Source organism: Paenibacillus selenitireducens (assembly GCF_002021565.1).
Lineage (GTDB): Bacteria > Bacillota > Bacilli > Paenibacillales > Paenibacillaceae > Paenibacillus_K > Paenibacillus_K selenitireducens.
Map to the genome: position 1 here is coordinate 22,508 of NZ_MSZX01000025.1, position 18,863 is coordinate 41,370.

Annotated in this window: 16 protein-coding genes; 4 read left to right on the plus strand and 12 right to left on the minus strand. The window is 45.8% G+C overall.

Features of this window, described 5'->3' with window-relative positions; all coding sequences use genetic code 11:
• Nucleotides 1-23: 23 nt before the first annotated feature.
• The 4 genes from rbsB to rbsD are packed head-to-tail and all read right to left on the minus strand — an operon-like array spanning nt 24 to nt 3,817.
• Nucleotides 24-953, minus strand: coding sequence for a ribose ABC transporter substrate-binding protein RbsB (gene rbsB / locus BVG16_RS31295; protein WP_078503118.1), 930 nt, complete (start codon nt 951-953; stop codon nt 24-26).
• A 27-nt stretch (nt 954-980) separates the two neighbouring features.
• A complete protein-coding gene (locus BVG16_RS31300; protein WP_078503119.1) occupies nt 981-1,925 on the minus strand; it encodes an ABC transporter permease subunit in 945 nt (314 codons plus the stop codon).
• A 1-nt stretch (nt 1,926) separates the two neighbouring features.
• Nucleotides 1,927-3,408, minus strand: a complete 1,482-nt coding sequence (locus BVG16_RS31305) for a sugar ABC transporter ATP-binding protein (protein ID WP_078503120.1) — start codon at nt 3,406-3,408, stop codon at nt 1,927-1,929.
• A 16-nt stretch (nt 3,409-3,424) separates the two neighbouring features.
• Nucleotides 3,425-3,817, minus strand: coding sequence for a D-ribose pyranase (gene rbsD, locus BVG16_RS31310; protein WP_078503121.1), 393 nt, complete (start codon nt 3,815-3,817; stop codon nt 3,425-3,427).
• Between the two features lie 199 nt (nt 3,818-4,016).
• Between rbsD and BVG16_RS31315 the strand changes: the two genes are divergently transcribed.
• Nucleotides 4,017-5,009 carry a LacI family DNA-binding transcriptional regulator gene (locus BVG16_RS31315; RefSeq protein WP_078503122.1) on the plus strand — a complete coding sequence of 331 codons (993 nt, stop codon included), beginning with the start codon at nt 4,017-4,019 and terminating at the stop codon, nt 5,007-5,009.
• Nucleotides 5,010-5,101: 92 nt separating this feature from the next.
• On the opposite strand, the gene rbsK is transcribed toward BVG16_RS31315, so the two are convergent.
• A complete protein-coding gene (gene rbsK / locus BVG16_RS31320) occupies nt 5,102-6,010 on the minus strand; it encodes a ribokinase (protein WP_078503123.1) in 909 nt (302 codons plus the stop codon).
• A 305-nt stretch (nt 6,011-6,315) separates the two neighbouring features.
• On the opposite strand from rbsK, the gene BVG16_RS31325 reads away from it, so the two are divergent.
• On the plus strand, nt 6,316-6,870 hold the full coding sequence (locus BVG16_RS31325; RefSeq protein WP_078503124.1) for a hypothetical protein: 555 nt from the start codon (nt 6,316-6,318) through the stop codon (nt 6,868-6,870).
• A 199-nt stretch (nt 6,871-7,069) separates the two neighbouring features.
• On the opposite strand, the gene BVG16_RS31330 is transcribed toward BVG16_RS31325, so the two are convergent.
• A complete protein-coding gene (locus BVG16_RS31330) occupies nt 7,070-8,128 on the minus strand; it encodes an ATP synthase beta subunit C-terminal domain-containing protein (protein WP_078503125.1) in 1,059 nt (352 codons plus the stop codon).
• A gap of 222 nt (nt 8,129-8,350) precedes the next feature.
• On the opposite strand from BVG16_RS31330, the gene BVG16_RS31335 reads away from it, so the two are divergent.
• Together BVG16_RS31335 and BVG16_RS31340 are read left to right on the plus strand one after the other, a co-directional pair.
• A complete protein-coding gene (locus BVG16_RS31335) occupies nt 8,351-9,967 on the plus strand; it encodes an SWIM zinc finger family protein (RefSeq protein WP_078503126.1) in 1,617 nt (538 codons plus the stop codon).
• A complete protein-coding gene (locus BVG16_RS31340) occupies nt 9,964-12,930 on the plus strand; it encodes a DEAD/DEAH box helicase (protein WP_078503127.1) in 2,967 nt (988 codons plus the stop codon). The genes BVG16_RS31335 and BVG16_RS31340 overlap by 4 nt, the downstream gene beginning before the upstream one ends.
• A gap of 99 nt (nt 12,931-13,029) precedes the next feature.
• On the opposite strand, the gene BVG16_RS31345 is transcribed toward BVG16_RS31340, so the two are convergent.
• The 6 genes from BVG16_RS31345 to BVG16_RS31370 form a co-directional block, all read right to left on the minus strand.
• A complete protein-coding gene (locus BVG16_RS31345; RefSeq protein ID WP_078503128.1) occupies nt 13,030-14,514 on the minus strand; it encodes a serine hydrolase domain-containing protein in 1,485 nt (494 codons plus the stop codon).
• A 312-nt stretch (nt 14,515-14,826) separates the two neighbouring features.
• Nucleotides 14,827-15,393, minus strand: a complete 567-nt coding sequence (locus BVG16_RS31350) for a redoxin domain-containing protein (RefSeq protein ID WP_233147227.1) — start codon at nt 15,391-15,393, stop codon at nt 14,827-14,829.
• Between the two features lie 11 nt (nt 15,394-15,404).
• A complete protein-coding gene (locus BVG16_RS31355; protein ID WP_078503130.1) occupies nt 15,405-16,118 on the minus strand; it encodes an ABC transporter ATP-binding protein in 714 nt (237 codons plus the stop codon).
• The gene (locus BVG16_RS31360; protein WP_078503131.1) at nt 16,111-16,932 is read right to left on the minus strand and encodes an ABC transporter permease; all 822 of its coding nucleotides are present in this window, start codon (nt 16,930-16,932) and stop codon (nt 16,111-16,113) included. The genes BVG16_RS31355 and BVG16_RS31360 overlap by 8 nt, the downstream gene beginning before the upstream one ends.
• Before the next feature lie 27 nt (nt 16,933-16,959).
• Complete coding sequence (locus BVG16_RS31365; RefSeq protein ID WP_078503132.1) at nt 16,960-17,511, minus strand: nitrous oxide reductase accessory protein NosL; 552 nt, start codon at nt 17,509-17,511, stop codon at nt 16,960-16,962.
• Nucleotides 17,508-18,860: a right-handed parallel beta-helix repeat-containing protein gene (locus BVG16_RS31370; protein WP_078503133.1), complete on the minus strand. Its 1,353-nt coding sequence runs from the start codon at nt 18,858-18,860 to the stop codon at nt 17,508-17,510. The genes BVG16_RS31365 and BVG16_RS31370 overlap by 4 nt, the downstream gene beginning before the upstream one ends.
• Nucleotides 18,861-18,863: the final 3 nt, after the last annotated feature.

The following is an 18,863-nucleotide window of genomic DNA, read 5'->3' on the forward strand; positions in this document are numbered from 1 at the left end:
CGCACATGTCATTGCAAAGACTACTACTTGATTAACTCTAGCGGTACAGGAATGAATTTCTCAACTGTCTCCCCATCCAGCACTTTCTTCGCTGTTTCAATCCCCATACTGCCGATTAATTCCGGTTTTTGCGCGACAGTAGCCGACATCTCTTTGCTATTCACCGCTGCAATCGCATCGCTCGTCGCATCAAAGCCGATGACTTTAACATCTTTTAACCCCGCGGCTTTAATGGCTTGCAGCGCTCCGAGCGCCATTTCATCATTTTGGGCAAACACACCTTTAATGTCCTTGTTGCCTTGAAGGATATTCTCCATAACAGACAAGCCTTGTGCGCGGTCAAAATTAGCCGTTTGCTTGGCTACAACCTTCAGATCGCTGCCAATTGCTTTCTCGAAACCTGCGCCTCTTTCACGAGCGGCAGAAGATCCCGGTACGCCTTCCAATTGGACAATGTTAGCGCCTTTGCCCACCAATTCAAGCATATATTGTCCAGCTAGTTCTCCGCCCGCCGTATTATCGGATGCAATATGCGACACAACCTCTCCGCCATTGGCACTGCGATCGAGCGTGATGACTGGAATCGCCGCTTTGTTCGCGGACTTGATGATCGAGGTTACCGCATCCGAATCCGTCGGGTTAATGAGCAGCAAGCCAACTTTTTTCTGAATCAAATCCTCCACATCACTCGCTTGCTTCGCGGCATCATTCTGCGCATCGACCACGACAAGCTCCATGCCGAGTTCCTTCGCCTTCTTCTCAGCGCCTTCTTTCAATGTGACAAAAAACGGATTGTTCAACGTAGACACCGAAAGACCGATTTTTTTCGAAGGTGCTGCACCGCTTTCTTTTCCATCCGTATTTGTTTTCTCGCCCGGTGCCGTTGTCGAACATCCTGCAATTAGGAACATAACCATGACTGTCGCAAGCAATAAAGAACTAAATTTTTTCATATGAAATTCCTCCTCAAATATATTTTGTTACGCCGCTTTCTTTCGATCAATCAACACCGCCAGCAAGATGACGGCACCTTTGACGACCTGTTGGAAAAATGAGGACACCCCTAACAAATTCAGACCGTTATTCAGCACACCAATAATGAGAGCACCTACCAACGTACCGACGATCCAGCCTTTACCTCCCGACAAGCTTGTCCCGCCTAACACAACCGCTGCGATGGCATCAAGCTCATATGATCCTCCTGCAGTCGGTTGAGCGGAGTTCAATCTCGAGGTAAGGACAATCCCTGCAAGTGCAGCAAGCAATCCTGACAACGAATAGACCCATACTTTTATCTTGGTTACTTTAACGCCAGCTAACCTGGATGCTTCTTCATTCCCCCCAATGGCATACGTTTGGCGGCCAAACGTCGTTTTCCGCAGTATAAAATATAAGATGAAAAATGCGATAAGCATCGTGATCACCGGAACCGGGATGCCTAAGAAATAACCTTGTCCAAACATCATGAAACCTGCATTGTCATCAAACCCCGTAATCGGCTTTCCGTCCATGTACACTAACGTTAATCCCCGATAAATGGTCATCGTAGCCAACGTCGCAATAAATGGGGCTACTTTCCCTTTCGTGATGACAAGACCGTTAATCGCCCCCATGACCGTACCTGCTGCCAGCCCAAGGAATACCGCTAGAATCGTGGGCATCCCCGAGACCATACTGCCCGCAACAATCGAGCTCGATAGTGCGAAAATCGAACCGACAGACAAGTCAATGCCTCCTGTGAGAATAACGAACGTCATCCCGAAAGCAATAAGCGCGTTAATCGAAACTTGGCGCAATACATTAAACAAGTTGGAAGGTTCGATAAAGCTTGGATTGAGCACGGTAATGACGATGATAATAAGCGCTAAGCCAAGAAACGAACCGAATTTCTGCAAAACTGTCGAATTTATTCTGGCAGTTGTCATGTTATTTTCCTCCTGTAGCAAGACTCATAATGCTTTCTTGTGTCGCTTCTTCCCGCGACAAGATGCCTTTAACGGTACCTTCGTGCACCACCGCGATCCGATCGCTCATCCCCAGCACTTCCGGCAATTCGGATGATACCATAATGATAGCCACACCTTGCTCGGTCAGTTGATTCATAATCGAGTAGATTTCTTTTTTCGCGCCGACATCGACGCCGCGCGTCGGCTCGTCGAGAATTAACAACTGCGGCTCGGTTCCGAGCCACTTGGCAATGACAACCTTCTGCTGATTGCCGCCGCTCAAATACCGTACATGCTGCGCTGACCCCGAAGCCTTTACATTAAGCTGCTGCATGAGGCGATCGATAAGCTCCTTTTCCTTCGCGCTGTTAATCACGCCCCCATTAGACAATCTACCGAAATTCGTGAGCGCTATATTATCGTTTATGGAGAAATCAAGCAGCAAGCCTTTTGTCTTGCGATCCTCGGTAATATATCCAATCTGCCGCTTGATCGCATCATGCGGACTTTTCACTCGAACCGGGATGCCGCCAATCTTAAGCGTTCCGCCAGTCGTCGGTTCTAAGCCGAATATTGCGTTCATAATTTCCGTACGCCCTGCGCCCATCAGTCCGGCAAAACCGAAAATTTCGCCCCGACGAACCGTGAAGGAAACCTTATTGAATTTTCGCGACGTCAAATGCTCCGCTTCCAGAAATACTTCGCCGGGTGTGCTTGTCCGTCGAGGAAAGCGCTCTCCAATACTGCGTCCAACCATCATTCGGACAACGTCGTCAAAGGATGTATCCACAATTTGTTTCGTATCCACATACGTTCCATCACGCAAAATCGTAATTCGGTCGCACATGGCGAAGATCTCTTCCATCCGATGTGAAATATATACAATGGAAACCCCGCTTGCTTTCAGCTTCCTCATCACGTTAAACAAGGTCTGAATTTCTCGTTCTGTTAAAGCTGCAGTCGGCTCATCCATAATAATGACCTTCGCGTCAGTCATAAGCGCCTTCGCGATTTCGATCATTTGCTGTTGTCCTACGGAAAGGTTTTCTGCCAACTCCTTCGGATCCAACGGAATACCGAGCGACGCCATCTTCTCTGCGGTAATCCGATTCATCTCTTTTGTCTTCATAACTCCAAGCGGACCCGATTTGAGCTCCCGTCCGAGAAATAAATTCTCCGCTACGGTTAAATACGGCAATATATTCAACTCTTGATGGATAAACGAAATGCCGTTCCGTTCCGCATCCTTCGGATTTTTGAAGGTACGTTGTTTGCCGTCGATCAGGATTTCACCCTCATCTTGTGCATACATGCCGGTTAATATTTTCATTAAGGTCGATTTTCCGGCTCCATTCTCCCCCATTAAAGCGTGAATCTCTCCTTCAACTAATGAGAACTTCACTTGACGAAGCACTTGGTTGCCGTGAAACGCCTTGGAAATTTGCTTCATTTCAATGTTCATACACAAGCACCCCCTATTAAAAAATAACGCCTGAGTAAAGAATGATATTGGCAAAAGGTGTAGCTTCTCCAGTTCTTATGATCGCATGCGAATCCGTCGTTTTCCTTTTCAGCTCGCTATGGGGAACGACTTGAAGCGAATCCCCAAATATAGACCGCATTTCTTCATACATTGCCGGATTATGGTCTTGCATTTCTTCAGCGATGACAGCAGCTTCCACCTTCATGTCGCTTAGTACGACCTTTAATGTATCTATAAATGACGGTTTCCCGAGCTCCAACACCAAATCGATTCGTTCTACATTTCGTGGAATAGGCAAGCCGCAATCTGCAATCGCAATCGAATCGGTATGCCCTAATTGACTCAACACCTGAGAAATATGACTATTGAGGACCCCGTTTCTTTTCACTTTGATTTCCTCCAGTATCGCCTTAGTTGTAATCGGTTACAAAAACGATTTATCAATGTGTAACCGTTTACACACATAGTACATATTTTTTTTATTTCTGTCAATGGAATATAAATATTTTCTTAATTACCGAAGTGTTGACTCCCATTTTCAGCTGTGTTACGTTTGTGGAAACGATAACATATGAAGAGGGGTTGCCATGTCTACTATTAGAGATGTTAGTAAGTTAGCCGGTGTTTCCGTTGCAACCATCTCCAGATTTCTCAACCAAAGCGGCTATGTCAGCAAAGAAGCGGAAGAAACCATTTTAGCCGCTATTCAGAAGCTTAACTATAAACCGAACAACATCGCCCGCAGTCTGGCCGGTAAAAAAACGTCAACCATCGCGCTGCTCGTGCCTGATATATTAAATCCTTTTTTCCCGGAAATTGCCCGCGCTGCCGAAGATGCGGCAAGCCGGCTCGGATACACGCTTATTTTATGCAATACCGATCATAATCCGGATAAAGAGCGAAATTACATCGACGTACTTATCAACAAGCGTATTGACGGAATAATCATCTCATCGTATACGATCCGTCCGGAACAAATTTATGCGTTGGAAGCGGAAAACATCCCTGTCGTTGTCATCGATAATGCGTGGCATGACACGTCTATTGTTTCGATCTCAACAGACAACCGGGCGGGCGGCCAAATGGCTGCACAGCATTTACTGGAATGCGGATGCAGGAAAATAGGGCATATCTGCGGTCCTTATCATATTGCAGCAGCTAAGGACCGCATGTTAGGGTATGAGGATGCGTGCTCGCAGCAAGAATGGTTTACACCCAGCCTTATGGTTTACGGGGATTTCAGCGTCAGCGGAGGCTATCATGCGATGCGGGAATTGTACGACAAACATCCGGATGTGGACGGCGTGTTCGCCGGCAATGATTTGATGGCCGCCGGAGCGATGAAGGCATTGCACGAGCTTGGCGTGCGGATTCCCGATCAAATGAAGGTCATCGGCTATGACGGTATTCAAATGGATATGTTCTCCCCCGCGCTTTCTACGATTGCGCAACCGATCTATTCCATCGGGGAACTTGCCATGACCTATCTGGATCAAATGATTAAAGAAAAGCCATTAGAGAAGAAATCTTATCCGATCGATGTCCAGTTGATTGTTAACGCTTCCTCGCGGTTGCCATAATATTGCATTTTCGAACAACATAAAACCCCACGACGCCGATATAATCGAAGCTCCGTGGGGTTTTATGTTTATGAATACATCTACATTGTGTATTACAGGTACGAAAGAACTTCGTCGTACGTAGGCATGCCCTCTTGTGCACCCAATTTCGTTACGGACAGGGCTGATGCACGTACAGCAAACCGAAGGCAGCGCTCCAGCTCCCATCCTTGAGCTAGACCAAAAGACAGGGCACCATTAAAGCAATCCCCTGCTCCTGTCGTATCTGCTACTTGTACGTTTATCCCAGGAATACATTCCATACGACCCGATTGCAAATAGGCACAGCCCTTCTCTCCAAGCGTTACGATAACTTGAATGTTGTAGCGGGTTTTCCATTCCAGCATCGCCTGCTCTAATTGAGCTTCCGTGTCTAAAGCATATCCGCTAAGCGCAGCAAATTCCGTTTCATTTGGTGTAATGTAGTCCACAAGCTGAAGCAATGCTTCCGGAAGCTCTTGAGCAGGGGCCGGGTTCAGCACGGTTGTCACCCCCGACTGCTTCGCCAACGATAATGCACGATATACCGTTTCCATAGGTATTTCCAGCTGTGTAAGCAGAATATCCGCTTGCTCGATTTCGTGCTCATAGCGGGCCACAAGCTCCGGCGTGCACATACCGTTTGCCCCGGGAATAACGACAATGCAATTGTCCCCTGAAGTCCGGTATATATTCGCCACACCTGTCGAGGTGCCTGCGATCGTCTCTACACACTGTGTGCTTACGCCACTTTGTTCCAGCTCACGCAGCGTTCCTTGTCCAAAGAAGTCATCCCCGACAGCGCCGATTAACTTCGACTCCGCACCTAATCGCGCTGCTCCTACGGCTTGATTCGCTCCCTTGCCGCCGGAAAAATACTCGATCCCTTCACCCTGGATTGTCTCACCTAATACAGGCATTCTGCCCGTAGATACCACAATATCTCGATTAATACTGCCAACTACAACAATTTTGCTTGTCATTTTACATCCCCCGATCTGTGATAATAGAAATCAGTTGTGCTTATGGAAAGCATGTTAGCTTTTACTTCACGCGAGTGATTATAATGTGTAACCGTTTACACACAACCACAAAATAACACACTGCAGTTCGTTATGTCAATGAAGATGATCGAATGAACGACTTTTTACGATACGATCTTAATAATATCTTACCCCAATCATTATACTCTTGTTTGTTTCTTTCCAACCTGCTCATGTAATAATGCACAGATGCCCAGTATCAGTATATATTATGATAAAACTATCTGAGGCAGGAGGAATTTTAAGTGGAAACTGGATTAACCGGATATCATCATCAACATTTCCGTATTCATCCGATTTTAGATCAAATTTTGGAGAGGTGGACTGGGGAACAAAAAGAGACTGTTCATTTATTAATCCATAAATATGGTTTACCAAATGAAGCAAGCTGGACAAAAATCATCTGGTATAACAATGGTCCTTGGAAGCGCACGATTGTTCATCTTGATACAGTACCTCATAACTTTCCAACTCCCCATCTTGATTATTTGGAACAAACCATTGATTATAAAGTGCCTGTTCAATTTTTTGATGAATTGGCACAGTTTGATGGCAGTTTATATCCAGACCGAACTGCTGGCGAAGCTACGGCCAAATGCGATCAAGAAGCAGCTAATTTTATGGCTTTAAACTTGATGAATGACATCCTTACTGGCAGGCGAAACGTAGAAGATGCACGTCATTTTGCAACTGAAATTGAAAAAGGACTTCGATTAAAAGGTCAATCGTCACCTTATTTCGAAAGATTCCTTTTCCCAAAACAAATTCATACTGCTGATCCCGATGTCCGCTATTTTTAAGTTAAACGTAAACGGCAGAGATGGTTCCGTTATATATATGTACTGTCTTCTTCCTATAAATGTTTAGACTTTAACTAACCTGCCGGTTAGTTAAATAAAATGAGCAGACTACGGTAGTCTGCTCAACAATGTATAGTATTCCACTATCGTGTCCCGTTTAGCGCAATGATCACCTATTCCGAGTAGATCTACTCAATAATCATCGTATAACCTCTAATCGCCCTCTAAAGAACAATTCTGAAGGTTCAATTTCATCCGTTGCCCCATCTAAGATTCGTTTAACATCGTCTAACGTTTCGTAAAGAGACAACCACTCACCTAATTTTTTAGTGTAAGGTTCCGAGACAAAGAAGGGTTGTGCAAGGAAAGATTCAAGTCTTTCCCCGCGCTTGTAAAGTTGCAAATCTATTTCAGATATCTTATCAAAACCTTGTGCAGTCACAAGTGATCTTAGCTCTCTATAACGACGAAGTAATTTCCGTGCACGTTGCTGCGTTGCTAAATGAACGGCGTCTAAGTGTGCCCCTTCTAGTACAGTTGAGGTAGATGCAACCGGATCTATTGCCGGATAAATGTTGCGACTAATTAAATCGGTATCAAACCGCCAAAGCGTATCAAGAGGTCCATATGCACCCTGATCATCCACAACTTCGCATTTTATATCTACAAGTGCTATGGTAATCGGTCTGGCTCCAACTTCCTTTAGACTTTCACGCAATGATAACAATTCACCAGATAATACCATACTACGATCAAGTCCGAGTAAGACATCCTTTTCATCACGCAGACTTACGATCCGGTTATAAACCTCTTCTTTAGTGGCGTGTGTAAATTCCGATTGTGCTTGAACATGATTGATTCCTGGAGCATCAGAACCAGGGTCCCAAAAAACAGTGGCAAACCCGCGCTTTTTCATTCGAAGCATAAATTCTGCTAACAATACCAGTTGCCCCATATTAGGCCGAGCCACAAACCCCACCGTCCCACCGCGTACCACCGGAGCAAGTAAATCCAAAGCTTTAATTCCTGTTTCGATCATTCGTATCCCACTCCCTCTAATAATGAGTTCATCAAGACTACATCCTGCTAATGACGCAAGGGCCACTAAAGTTCTCACTTCAGCCCGACCGACAGGGATTTTCCCCGTACATAAGTTGGAAACAGTCGCTGCCCTAAGACCAGCTGTCCGTGCCGCAGTAGTAAGGTTAGGAACACGACGACGCAATAGCGGAACGTTAAGCTGTAACTCTTCATCCATTTTTTAACACCTCCTTACTCTATATAGTAATTATTTTTACCTTTAAAAGCAATAATTGTTTGTGGAGATTTATGAACAAAGATTGAAATGTACCGATGACGTCCTTAATCGAATCAAATTCAATTCAAGCATGCGGTCAAGTGGAAGACCCCTCGCCCTTCTCTTCCGCAAAAACTGGTATAATAACCATACGTCATATCTATATCGGGAGAATTATAGACCATGCATGTCATTCATCCTTTAACTGATGCGGAATGGAACGAGCTTATCGCCTACATCGGTGAGCATGTTCAAGACGTTACGCTCAAACGAGGCTTTCAATACTATAAACAAAACCGCATCCGGTCCATCGCCATGCCGCAGAGCTATCATATCGAAGCAGACGTGAAGGGCAAAGAAACTTACCACGTCAAGGTTCACCTTAAGAATGTATCCGCCAGCCGCTGCACTTGTCCAATGCGTCGTCACTGCAAGCATCTCATCGCGGCATTGCTCTGGTACGCAGAACGGCAAGGTCGGTCGACCCACCAGATCATTAATGCCAAAATTCTATGGGAACTAAAAGGGAAGAAATCGGCGAATCCACCTCACAAACCGATTCCTGCTGCCGTAAAACCAATCGAACAACGGAAAGTCAAGGCTGACATCCGATCTATGAATGTCTCCGAATGGCGCTCGTTATGGAATGATTGCGTAACGCCGTTCTCCAATATCATTCGGCACGATGCCTACTTGAAGTCCAATCTGACGGCTATGAATGCGATCAAGCCGAAGTTGCCGCCCGCACTTGATCGCATTTACAGCTTGAACGCGTATATTTACCTATTGGGCAAAATTACGCAATGGAGTGTACCATCGGACTACGGTGCCGGATACAAAACCCGGCTGGCACTTGAAGATGTCATGGATCTGATTCACTTGCTTCTTGGACAAGGCATACCGCTGACAGAAGCAGACAAATACGCATGGCTCCGGATCATGGAGACGCTGGAAGCCATTCGACAGCTCATTCGCGACCATCCGCTAAGCGATGCCATGATACACCTCTACCATCAATTGTGGCAGGATTGGATCCGTCCGAATATGTCCGATTCTCGTCCGTATATCGACGAATTAAGCGCGCTTGACGCATTGATTCATGCGAGCAATGGACGTGCGCAGCCTTTTACATGGCTGTATTTCAAAACCATCATGCTCTTCTATCTGGCTCGGGATCAGGAAGCTTGGGAGACGCTGCGAGAACTAAGCCGCGCGATATTTCTCACCACGTCGCATCTCACACCTTTCTTCGGTCCCCTCTATGATGCCAAAGATTGGCCGCGTCTGACGGCGTGGTTAGCCGAGACAGGACCCATGCTTCGCAAATATCACAACGAGCATTTCCAGTCGCAATACCTAGACTACTGGAGCGGAATGCTGCGGCATTCACCGGAAGCGGAGCCGCTCCTGTTCGAGACATTGGCGCAGATGCTGCCTTTCTCAAGAACCTACTATCAAGAGACGCTCTTGACCTACGAAAAATGGGAGCAATGGATCGACTATCAGCTGGCCACCGGAGGCGAGCCGCTCGAGTTCAGAGCAACGACGCTAGCACCCATTGAGAAAAACGCGCCGGAAGCCCTGCTTCCCTTCTATCATCAGGCCGTGGAGCGCTATGTGCAGCAGAAAAACCGGGACAGTTACAAATTAGCGGTGAAATTGCTCAAGCGATTGTTCAGAATGTATAAAAAAATGAAGCAAGAGGACCGCTGGATGCTGTTTCTAGAGACATTCACTGCGCGATACAGCCGTCTTCGCGCCCTGCAGCAGGAGCTTCAGAAAGGAAATCTACAGCTATGAATGCAAGCTCAGAACAAAAAACGCTGACGATTCACGTTAAAATAAACGATGGCGGAGATGCGCTAATCCATGGATACTCGAACAAATACGATGCTATATCGGGCGGTTTACTGAAAGATCGGCTATTCGCCTATCATGAATCGTCCTTCTACGGAACGACCCTAACGACGCGAGTGATCCAAGATCTAGAGTTCGTGGTACTACCTGCCGAATATGTGCTGTCCTTCTTCGCGAAGCTGCGGGTGCTGCAGCACGTATCATGGAACTGGGAGGACGACGCGCCCGCACTCATCAAGCTGGCCCCCACGCTATCCGCGATGATCGATGCAGGGCAGTATGCACCTAGTCTGGCCGCGTATCAAACAGGAAGGCTGCAGTGGGACTGGGAGAACGACGAATTGGAGGAAGCCAGCCGCATGGCATTGGAAACCATGGTGGGACCGGATTCTACGTTGCTCAGAGGGATGAAGGCGGCCTTCTCGCAAACCGTATTCGAGCGGCATTACAGTTACGAAGCTAAACTGGCCGATTTGCGGAGAGAATATCCCTCGTTATTCACCGAGCCTGCCGCGCACGAAGCGGCAATCCATGAAGACGAGTGGCTCATCCACATCGGCTGGAAGCCGGATACAGCGCCGTTCCGGCCTGTCCTGCAATTGATTGAGCCGGGTGAAGACGAGCCCGAGTGGCGCCTTCAGCTGATGCTGCAGGACAAGCAAGACCCGTCGCTCCTCATTCCGATTCAGCTCGCGGAAGACGGCCAAGCACACGGTGATTGGCCCGAAGCGTGGACGCAAAGTGTTCGCGAGCGGTCCGGCGCTTGGCTCGAACGTTTAAGCGCCGTGCTGACGGAAGATCAGATAGCCGGACAGCCGGATCAGATCGTAGGCAGCACGTTATCCGATGAAGCCGCTTGGCAATTCCTCACATCGGATAGCCTTCGTCTGCTCGAAGCGGGATGGCAAGTGCTGCTGCCAGCTTGGTGGGAGGAAGCTCGCCGCAAAAAACCGCGGGTGCGTGCCCAAATCAAATCGTCTACGAACGCAAGCCCGTCGCTATTCGGCCTAAAGACGCTGGTCGACTTCGATTGGCGGGTCGCAATCGGCGACATGGATCTTAGCGAACAGGATTTCGCGGAACTTGCCGCGCGAGGGGAGCGGCTGATCAACTTCCGCGGACAATGGATCGTACTGGATACGGCACTACTGGCTCAAATCCGGCAAGCGATGCGCAGCGCCGACCAACGGCAAGGGATGTCGCTTCAGACCCTTCTGCAGTTCCACTTATTGCAGGATAACGAGCCATCCCAGCCGTTCGTGAGCGCGGAGGACGCGGCGAATCCGGAGGAGCAAATCAGGCTTGAAGTGGAGCTTAATGAGCAATTGCAGGAGTTGATCGGACAATTAAATCAGCCTGCCCATTGCCCGATGCCGGTCATTCCCACACAGTTGCAGGCAGATTTGCGAGCCTATCAGCAAGAAGGCTTTGCTTGGCTTGCTTTCTTGCGGCGGTTCGGCCTCGGGGCCTGTCTTGCCGACGATATGGGACTTGGCAAAACCGTGCAATTCATCGCTTATTTGCTGCATGTGCAAGAATTGGCAGCTTCAACTGCGCAGGAAGATCGCTTCCCTTCCCTGCTCATCTGTCCAACGTCTGTTCTCGGCAATTGGCAGAAGGAGCTGCAGCGATTCGCCCCTTCGCTACACGTGATGGTTCACTATGGCGCTCAGCGGCTAAGCGATTCGCGGTTTACAGACGAAGCGAGACAGGCCGACATCGTACTTACCACCTACGCGACGGCTACATTAGACGTCGAGGTGCTTGAGCCGTATACATGGTCATCCGTCTGTCTAGACGAAGCTCAGAATATTAAGAACGCCCAGACGAAGCAGTCGCAAGCGGTGCGCCGGTTCACGGCCCATCACCGGATTGTACTCACGGGTACGCCGATCGAGAACAATCTCTCCGAGCTGTGGTCCCTGTACGATTTTATGAACCCAGGCTATTTCGGAACCTTGCGCAGCTTCCAGCAGCAATTCAATACGGCTGTGGAGAAAGAGCGGGATATGGAGCAAATCGCAGCGCTGCAGAAGCTGGTCAAGCCGTTCATGCTGCGGCGCAAGAAGAAAGATCCTGCCATCCAGCTTGATTTACCGGACAAAAACGAGATGAAAACCTACGTCCATCTTACAGCGGAACAAGGCGCGTTGTACGATCAGACTGTCAATCATCTGATGGAGAGCATGAAAGAATTGGAAGGCATCGAACGGAAGGGTGCGATCCTCGCCGCGCTCACACGGCTCAAGCAGCTGTGCGATCATCCCGCACTGCTCACGAAGGAAGACTTGACGAAGGCGAATAGCGCCGCAGAGAACGATAAGGCAATGGATACGGAGACGATCATTGCGCGCTCTTCGAAGATGGAGCGCTTGGTCGATATGGTGAAAGAGTTGCGGGAAGCAGGTGATCGTTGTCTTATTTTCACGCAGTACATCGGGATGGGGCGGCTGCTTCAGCGTGTCCTTGCGGAGATTCTGCAAGAGCCTGTACTCTATCTGCATGGCGGAACGCCCAAATCCGCGCGCGACCGTATGATTGAACAGTTCCAATCCGACGCCCTACCCGCATCGCATCAGCCTCATGTCTTCATTCTCTCGCTCAAAGCCGGCGGCGTCGGATTGAATCTGACGGCAGCAAACCACGTATTCCACTTCGACCGTTGGTGGAATCCCGCCGTGGAGAATCAGGCTACTGACCGTGCCTACCGGATGGGGCAGACGCGCGACGTAGAGGTACACAAATTCATTGCGATCGGCAGTTTGGAAGAACGGATTGATGAGATGTTGGATAATAAGCAACAGTTAAGCGACCAAGTGATCACCAGTTCGGACAGCTGGATCACCGAGCTCTCTACGGAGACGCTCAAAGACCTGATCACACTGCGTCGGGATTTTACAGGGTAAGAATGGATCAATGATGCCGCCTCGATGTAGGCGGCATCTGATTATATGACAACAATATATACGGCTGCCGTGACTTTGTCTTTACAGCTTACAAATAAATTAAATCAATTGAATTTTACGGGCACTAACCTGGTTTCCATTTACGTCACGATGTGTGAAACTGATCTCCCCACTAGGATCTATTTCAAAAACAACTTGTTCATCAATGTTCCTGGCAATCCATGTGGTTAAATTCAAATATTTTGATACCGGGATAATCTCGTATTTGAACCAGGCACCGTGGCATTGCTTTGGCATAAACAAATACAGCTTGCCCTGCTCGTAGGTCACGACGATGGTTCGATCCTTTGAGATTCCATATTGTTGAAATATCTTATGAAATCGTCCGATTACAATATCCGAAATCTTCATATCAGTTAATAAATCCAATGCTTCGTTCATATAAGCTAAGGATTGTTCGTTAAAAACCTCAGTTCTGCGGTCTCCGCATTCATAAATCCCCGCATACTGCTTCATCTCATTAGGATTGATCTGTATCGGATGTACATCTTCAGGAACACACACATCTTCACCCAATGCAATTTGGGCCAAGTGTTGGCTTATGATTTCCACAGGCGTCAGATTGATATTGCTCAACACGACAATAACCATATCTTCATCGACATATCGGTTAAAATCTGCCCAAAATCCATTCATACTCCCACTATGACCGATTCGTTTTCTTGCCCTATTATTAATAGTTTGTTCACTGACAATCCAACCGTAACTTCCGCAGGGCGGAGTATAATGTTCGAACAACTTCTTCAGTGAATGCTTACGAACCAACACATCCGTGTAAAGTGCTCGATCCCACAAAAATAGATCCTCTACCGTTGAATACATTGCACCCGCGCCAAGATGAATGGACATGTCAACATATTCAGCTTGGATGATCTCTTTGCACACCGAATAACCGGATGCAAAGTGTTTGAGAACGCTTCTGCCATCTTCTACACCTGTGTTCATCATGTTCAATGGCTGACAGATTTTTTCGGATATATAATCAGCATAAGTGAGACCCGATACCCTTTCAATAATTGAACCTAATAAAATATAGTTCGAACTACAGTAATTTTGGTGTTCACCTGGTGTATACAGTAAAGGTTTATCCCTGAATGAAGAAATCGTTTCATCGATCGTAGAGTACAATCTCATCGTTTTTTCCCAATACCCCTCAATACCCGGATAGTCGGTTATTCCGGATGCATTGCTCAATAAATGATGGATGGATATGAGATTGCCGTTAGGGTAGTCCGGAAGATACCGATCAATGAAGTCATCAACACTTAGCTTCCCCTGCTCCTGTAACTGTAAGATTGCCATGACCGTAAACGCTTTAGTGATTGCTCCAAGTCGAAATTTTGTTTTCGTGGTGTTTGGCATATCATGCACGAAATCAGCCATCCCATAACCTTGACTCAACAGAATTTGACCATTTCTGGCTGCTAGTACTGCACCATTAAAATATCCACGACTATGTAAAGCATCCATAAAGCATTTTAATTTCGTACTTAATTCCATATGTGAAAGCTCATTTGTATTCATTTTTTAACTTCCTCCTAATTTTTTTGTTTTAGAAGGAAACGCAAGTGTTCGTTTTACATCGGAGATAAGATATGGGAAAAACAAAAAAGCGGAATACCCTATGGGTTCCGCTTCGGCTCAAAAGGAAGATAACCTTGCGTTCCCGTAATGATCTAAATAGGCAGACGAATCCCTTGGACTAAAATAGGATTTTTTCTGCACTACTCATTAAAATCGACCATTACAGGTTAGCTGGCATAAAAAATTGCTCCTTCCAAATATCTCCTAACCCCAAAATACACCCCTGTTTTTGGAAAGTCAATAATAAGTTTACTAGTTCGCTATACTGCGGATCGAACGCTTCGCACGCTCCAGCCATAATCTTAAAGACTTATCATCAGCTACTTCTCCCAAAACAACTTTGCTGAAGTTTCCAGTTTCATCAATGATAAAAGTAGCCGGAAGTCCGGTAATTCCGTACTGCTTGGATATCTTTCCGGTAATATCAATAATCACAGGAAACGTAAATTGATGTTCCTTCATAAATGCATGAATAGTCCCTTTTGTTTCTCCTACATTGACGAACAAAGTTTCTATTTCCGAATCCTGTGATTGAAGAACCTGATGAATAAGCGGCATCTCTCTTACACAAGGTTTACAATAAGAAGCCCAGAAATTAATCAATACGATTTTTCCGCGGTATGCAGAGAGACTAACTTGTAATCCTGATACCGTTGTTGCAGAAAAGTCAGGCGCTTCTGATCCAACCTTCATCTTATTCGGCTTAGAGAGTTTGCCTTCCTCTTGTGCGAATACGATAGTACAAAGTATGGCAATTACAGCTGCTATACTGATCAATATTGTAGCAATACGGCGGAATTGAATATCCCCTCTCTTCACATGATTCCCCTTCATTTCAGACCAAGACTAGAATGAAACGCTGCGTGAATGGAGCCGAATCTGTCACGAAAATGCTCCATGGAACCTTCCCCAACATTTCGGCCTTTATTTAAGAACACGATTTGATCAGCCACTTCATCCGCTATTTCGAGTTGATGCGTGGAGAAGACGACGGTATGCCCCTCCCGCTTGAGATTCAATAAGAGTTGAACAAATGATTTCATCCAAAAGGGATCTAATCCATTCGTTGGTTCGTCCATAATAAGCAGCGGTGGTTTGCCTAATAACGCTTGAGCAAATAAAATACGCTGACGCATGCCTTTGGAAAAGGTATGGACTAGACTTTTTCGCTTCTCCTCTAATCCGACAAGTTCAAGAACTTCATGTACTCGTTGCTTGGGAACTTTTCGCAGTGCCGCCCAAAAAGATAACGCCTCTTCTGCTGTCAATCCTTGCGTAAATTGATAGTCATCCGGCATATAGCCAATCTGTTGTGAAAAAAGCTTCCTGTCCGTATTCCATCGTAAGTTATTAACAAGAATTTCTCCGGAAGTAGGCTGCATAATTCCAGAAATCATTCGCAGAACAGTACTTTTACCTGCCCCATTGCCACCGCAAAGTGCCAGAACATTCCCAGAAGAAATGTTGAAACTAATATCTTGGACTATCGTCTGTTTTTTTATGGTTTTCGTTAACCCAACGACCTTAACAACGATATCATCCATGGGAACGTCCCCTTTCCCAAATCCGATATACAACAATAATAGAGAAGCCAATCCAGAGCACGCAAACCGCAGTAAATAGCCAGCTCCCGCTTGATCGTTGTATCCACTGCACCCATTGATAATATTCTGGTCCCAAGATCGAGCCTCCGCCAAGCTTAATGACGACAAACAATCGTACTAGTTCAGCAGGATTTATGAAGGTTAGCGCCACCAATACTGGCTTTATCCATACATATGGCATCAGACCTAACGCTGAAATAAGGATTGTTGGCCAGCCAATGACGGCAAAAAACCAGATGGATACAGAAACGGTTAACGCTTGCCAACGGTTTTTAGACAAAGAACCTACTAGCAATGCCAACGTTAAAAACAATAAGACTAACCCGCATGAAAATACGATGAAGAGAAAGTATGTCGTTGCATCAAAACTCGTGCCTATTAATCCGCTGATAAACCCCATAAGACCATATCCGAAGGCGACAATCGTCAACAAAACAATCGATAAACCTATGTATTTTCCAACAATAAAAGACAATGTTCCTATGGGATAGGTAGATAGCAATTGCCAGCTCCCCTCCTCCTTCTCGGCTGTTAAGGAAAAGGAACCTAGGAACAAGGTCATCAGCGGAAGTAGATATAAAATGAGATTTAACATGGATCCTGTAACTCCAGAGTACCCCTGAACTATATGCTGTGAATTTATGACCAGTAAACTCAAACTAAATGCACAGAAAAGTAAGAGAAAAGAGTACGCCCAGGGATTACGAAATCCCATTTTTATTTCCCTTCTTGCCACTTGTATCATATCAGCCATGATCACATCTCCAACTTCATTCTGTACTTACTTGTGGCTTGAATCCTCGGTCATGTTGCTTTCATTGCCCATATCTTCCATACCTTCATGCATATGCCCATCTTCACCCATCATTTGCATCATATCCGTATTTTGCTTCCAATCATGAGTTGCAAGCTCTTGCGCGTTCATAATTTTACCTACCCCTTGTTCTGCTACGAAAGTTTCAGCAGATGTTTTATCTTTGAAATTAAGGATGCCATAGGCCATTGGTGTGCGGATTGAAGCATCGTACACATACGTAGCTTTATCATATTCGATCCACTCTTTGTCATTGTAGTCGCGAACATAATCCATACCGATGTTTTCTGTTCCATTTTGCTTCTTCCATTTATTCATACAACCAATGTCATCAAATTTATAATTTTTTCCATCTTTCGTTGTCAGCTGCGTTGCAAAAGCGTCATCTTTTACCTGCATATTACAAATTGCACAAATATCTACGTCTTCATGAATGGGAAGTGCCTCATATTTGTTCCCACAGCCAGCTAACATGATCAACCCTAGCAATACCACACATACTAAATTTAATTTTTTCATCTTCTTAATACCCCCAAATAAATGATTATAGAAATCGCACAACATAGAAGAAACAAACCGATAATCAGAACATCGTCAGACCCTTTTTTAGACTCTACCGAAGAAATATGGTATATGTCAGACTTCATAAGAGGAGACGGATCCTTAGACCAGTGATCACGCCCATTCGTAAACATATCACTCAAAAATGTCATACCAGGTGATTGAAAAAAAAGCTGGTATGCTGGCGTTTGACTGACTAATCGCTGATAGAACGGATTAATCGCATAGGGTATATCGCTTGTCCCATCATCATTCAGATCTAATCCTTGAAAAGAATCCCAATAGTTTCCCGTCATCTCGTTCTTCTCACTGTCTGTTGCCTCGGCTTCAATGACGTTAGCTATAAATTCGTTACTACGAAATTGATTATGATTCGAATTTAGCAATTGGATACCTATGAAGTTTCTAAGCACTGCGTTATTACTTAATAGATTTTTTGATGACTGTTCCATATAGATACCCACACGGTTGCCTTCCACAACATTTTGGGTAATGGAAGAAGACTGCACATCATACAACAATATCCCTTGGGAATGAACATTTTGACTTTGTTTGCGAAAAGAATTACCAGATACGACGACATTCTTCACACCCATGACCATAGCCCCAGTAATATTATATTCACCTTCATTATCGATAACGGAAGAACCATCAATATACATACAATGAATACCGTAACGTGTATGCGATAGTTTGTTCTTTTGAACCCAAGCATTACGGCTCTTTTCTAGATAAATCGCATCTCTTAACCCTGTGATTTTGTTATTCTTGATTTGCGTATCGTGCGAGTTATATAGATCAATTCCATTGCCTTTTTGCTTGGGCATATCAGCCTCAGGCTTGAACCATTTAATGGTGTTATTTTGAAGAATCCCTCGATCTGCATCACGAACCATAATCCCATATCCACTTGTTTGAATGGTAAGATTCTCAAGTATCACTTGGTCAGCCTTTACCTGAATTGCTGGTGAATCATCACCGCTGGCTGTGTGTTTAATCTGAATATCCTGCAGATGGACCCCGTCTGAGAGGATTGAAATCGCTGGCTTTCGCGACTGATTCAACAGCGTAACTTTACTATTTCCTCGAATAGATAACTTTTTGTCAATAATTGCAGGGCCAGTATATGTACCCGGGGGCAGCTCAACAGAATCTCCTGTATCCAACTGATCAATAATGGTCTGAAGAGAAATCGCTTGATCGGTTGATGAACTTGCAAGAACTTTCTCCAGATACAATACATTGCATAGCGTTAGTGGAACAATGAGCAATAAACTATAGATTATGGTCCTCCGTGCCTTTTTCATATC

What these genes read in the sequence shown, in the direction of transcription:
- rbsB (WP_078503118.1), bottom strand. Translation starts at nt 953, where the DNA reads ATGAAAAAATTTAGTTCTTTATTGCTTGCGACAGTCATGGTTATGTTC.
- BVG16_RS31300 (WP_078503119.1), bottom strand. Translation starts at nt 1,925, where the DNA reads ATGACAACTGCCAGAATAAATTCGACAGTTTTGCAGAAATTCGGTTCG.
- BVG16_RS31305 (WP_078503120.1), bottom strand. Translation starts at nt 3,408, where the DNA reads ATGAACATTGAAATGAAGCAAATTTCCAAGGCGTTTCACGGCAACCAA.
- BVG16_RS31315 (WP_078503122.1), top strand. Translation starts at nt 4,017, where the DNA reads ATGTCTACTATTAGAGATGTTAGTAAGTTAGCCGGTGTTTCCGTTGCA.
- rbsK (WP_078503123.1), bottom strand. Translation starts at nt 6,010, where the DNA reads ATGACAAGCAAAATTGTTGTAGTTGGCAGTATTAATCGAGATATTGTG.
- BVG16_RS31330 (WP_078503125.1), bottom strand. Translation starts at nt 8,128, where the DNA reads ATGGATGAAGAGTTACAGCTTAACGTTCCGCTATTGCGTCGTCGTGTT.
- BVG16_RS31335 (WP_078503126.1), top strand. Translation starts at nt 8,351, where the DNA reads ATGCATGTCATTCATCCTTTAACTGATGCGGAATGGAACGAGCTTATC.
- BVG16_RS31340 (WP_078503127.1), top strand. Translation starts at nt 9,964, where the DNA reads ATGAATGCAAGCTCAGAACAAAAAACGCTGACGATTCACGTTAAAATA.
- BVG16_RS31345 (WP_078503128.1), bottom strand. Translation starts at nt 14,514, where the DNA reads ATGAATACAAATGAGCTTTCACATATGGAATTAAGTACGAAATTAAAA.
- BVG16_RS31355 (WP_078503130.1), bottom strand. Translation starts at nt 16,118, where the DNA reads ATGGATGATATCGTTGTTAAGGTCGTTGGGTTAACGAAAACCATAAAA.
- BVG16_RS31360 (WP_078503131.1), bottom strand. Translation starts at nt 16,932, where the DNA reads ATGGCTGATATGATACAAGTGGCAAGAAGGGAAATAAAAATGGGATTT.
- BVG16_RS31365 (WP_078503132.1), bottom strand. Translation starts at nt 17,511, where the DNA reads ATGAAAAAATTAAATTTAGTATGTGTGGTATTGCTAGGGTTGATCATG.
- BVG16_RS31370 (WP_078503133.1), bottom strand. Translation starts at nt 18,860, where the DNA reads ATGAAAAAGGCACGGAGGACCATAATCTATAGTTTATTGCTCATTGTT.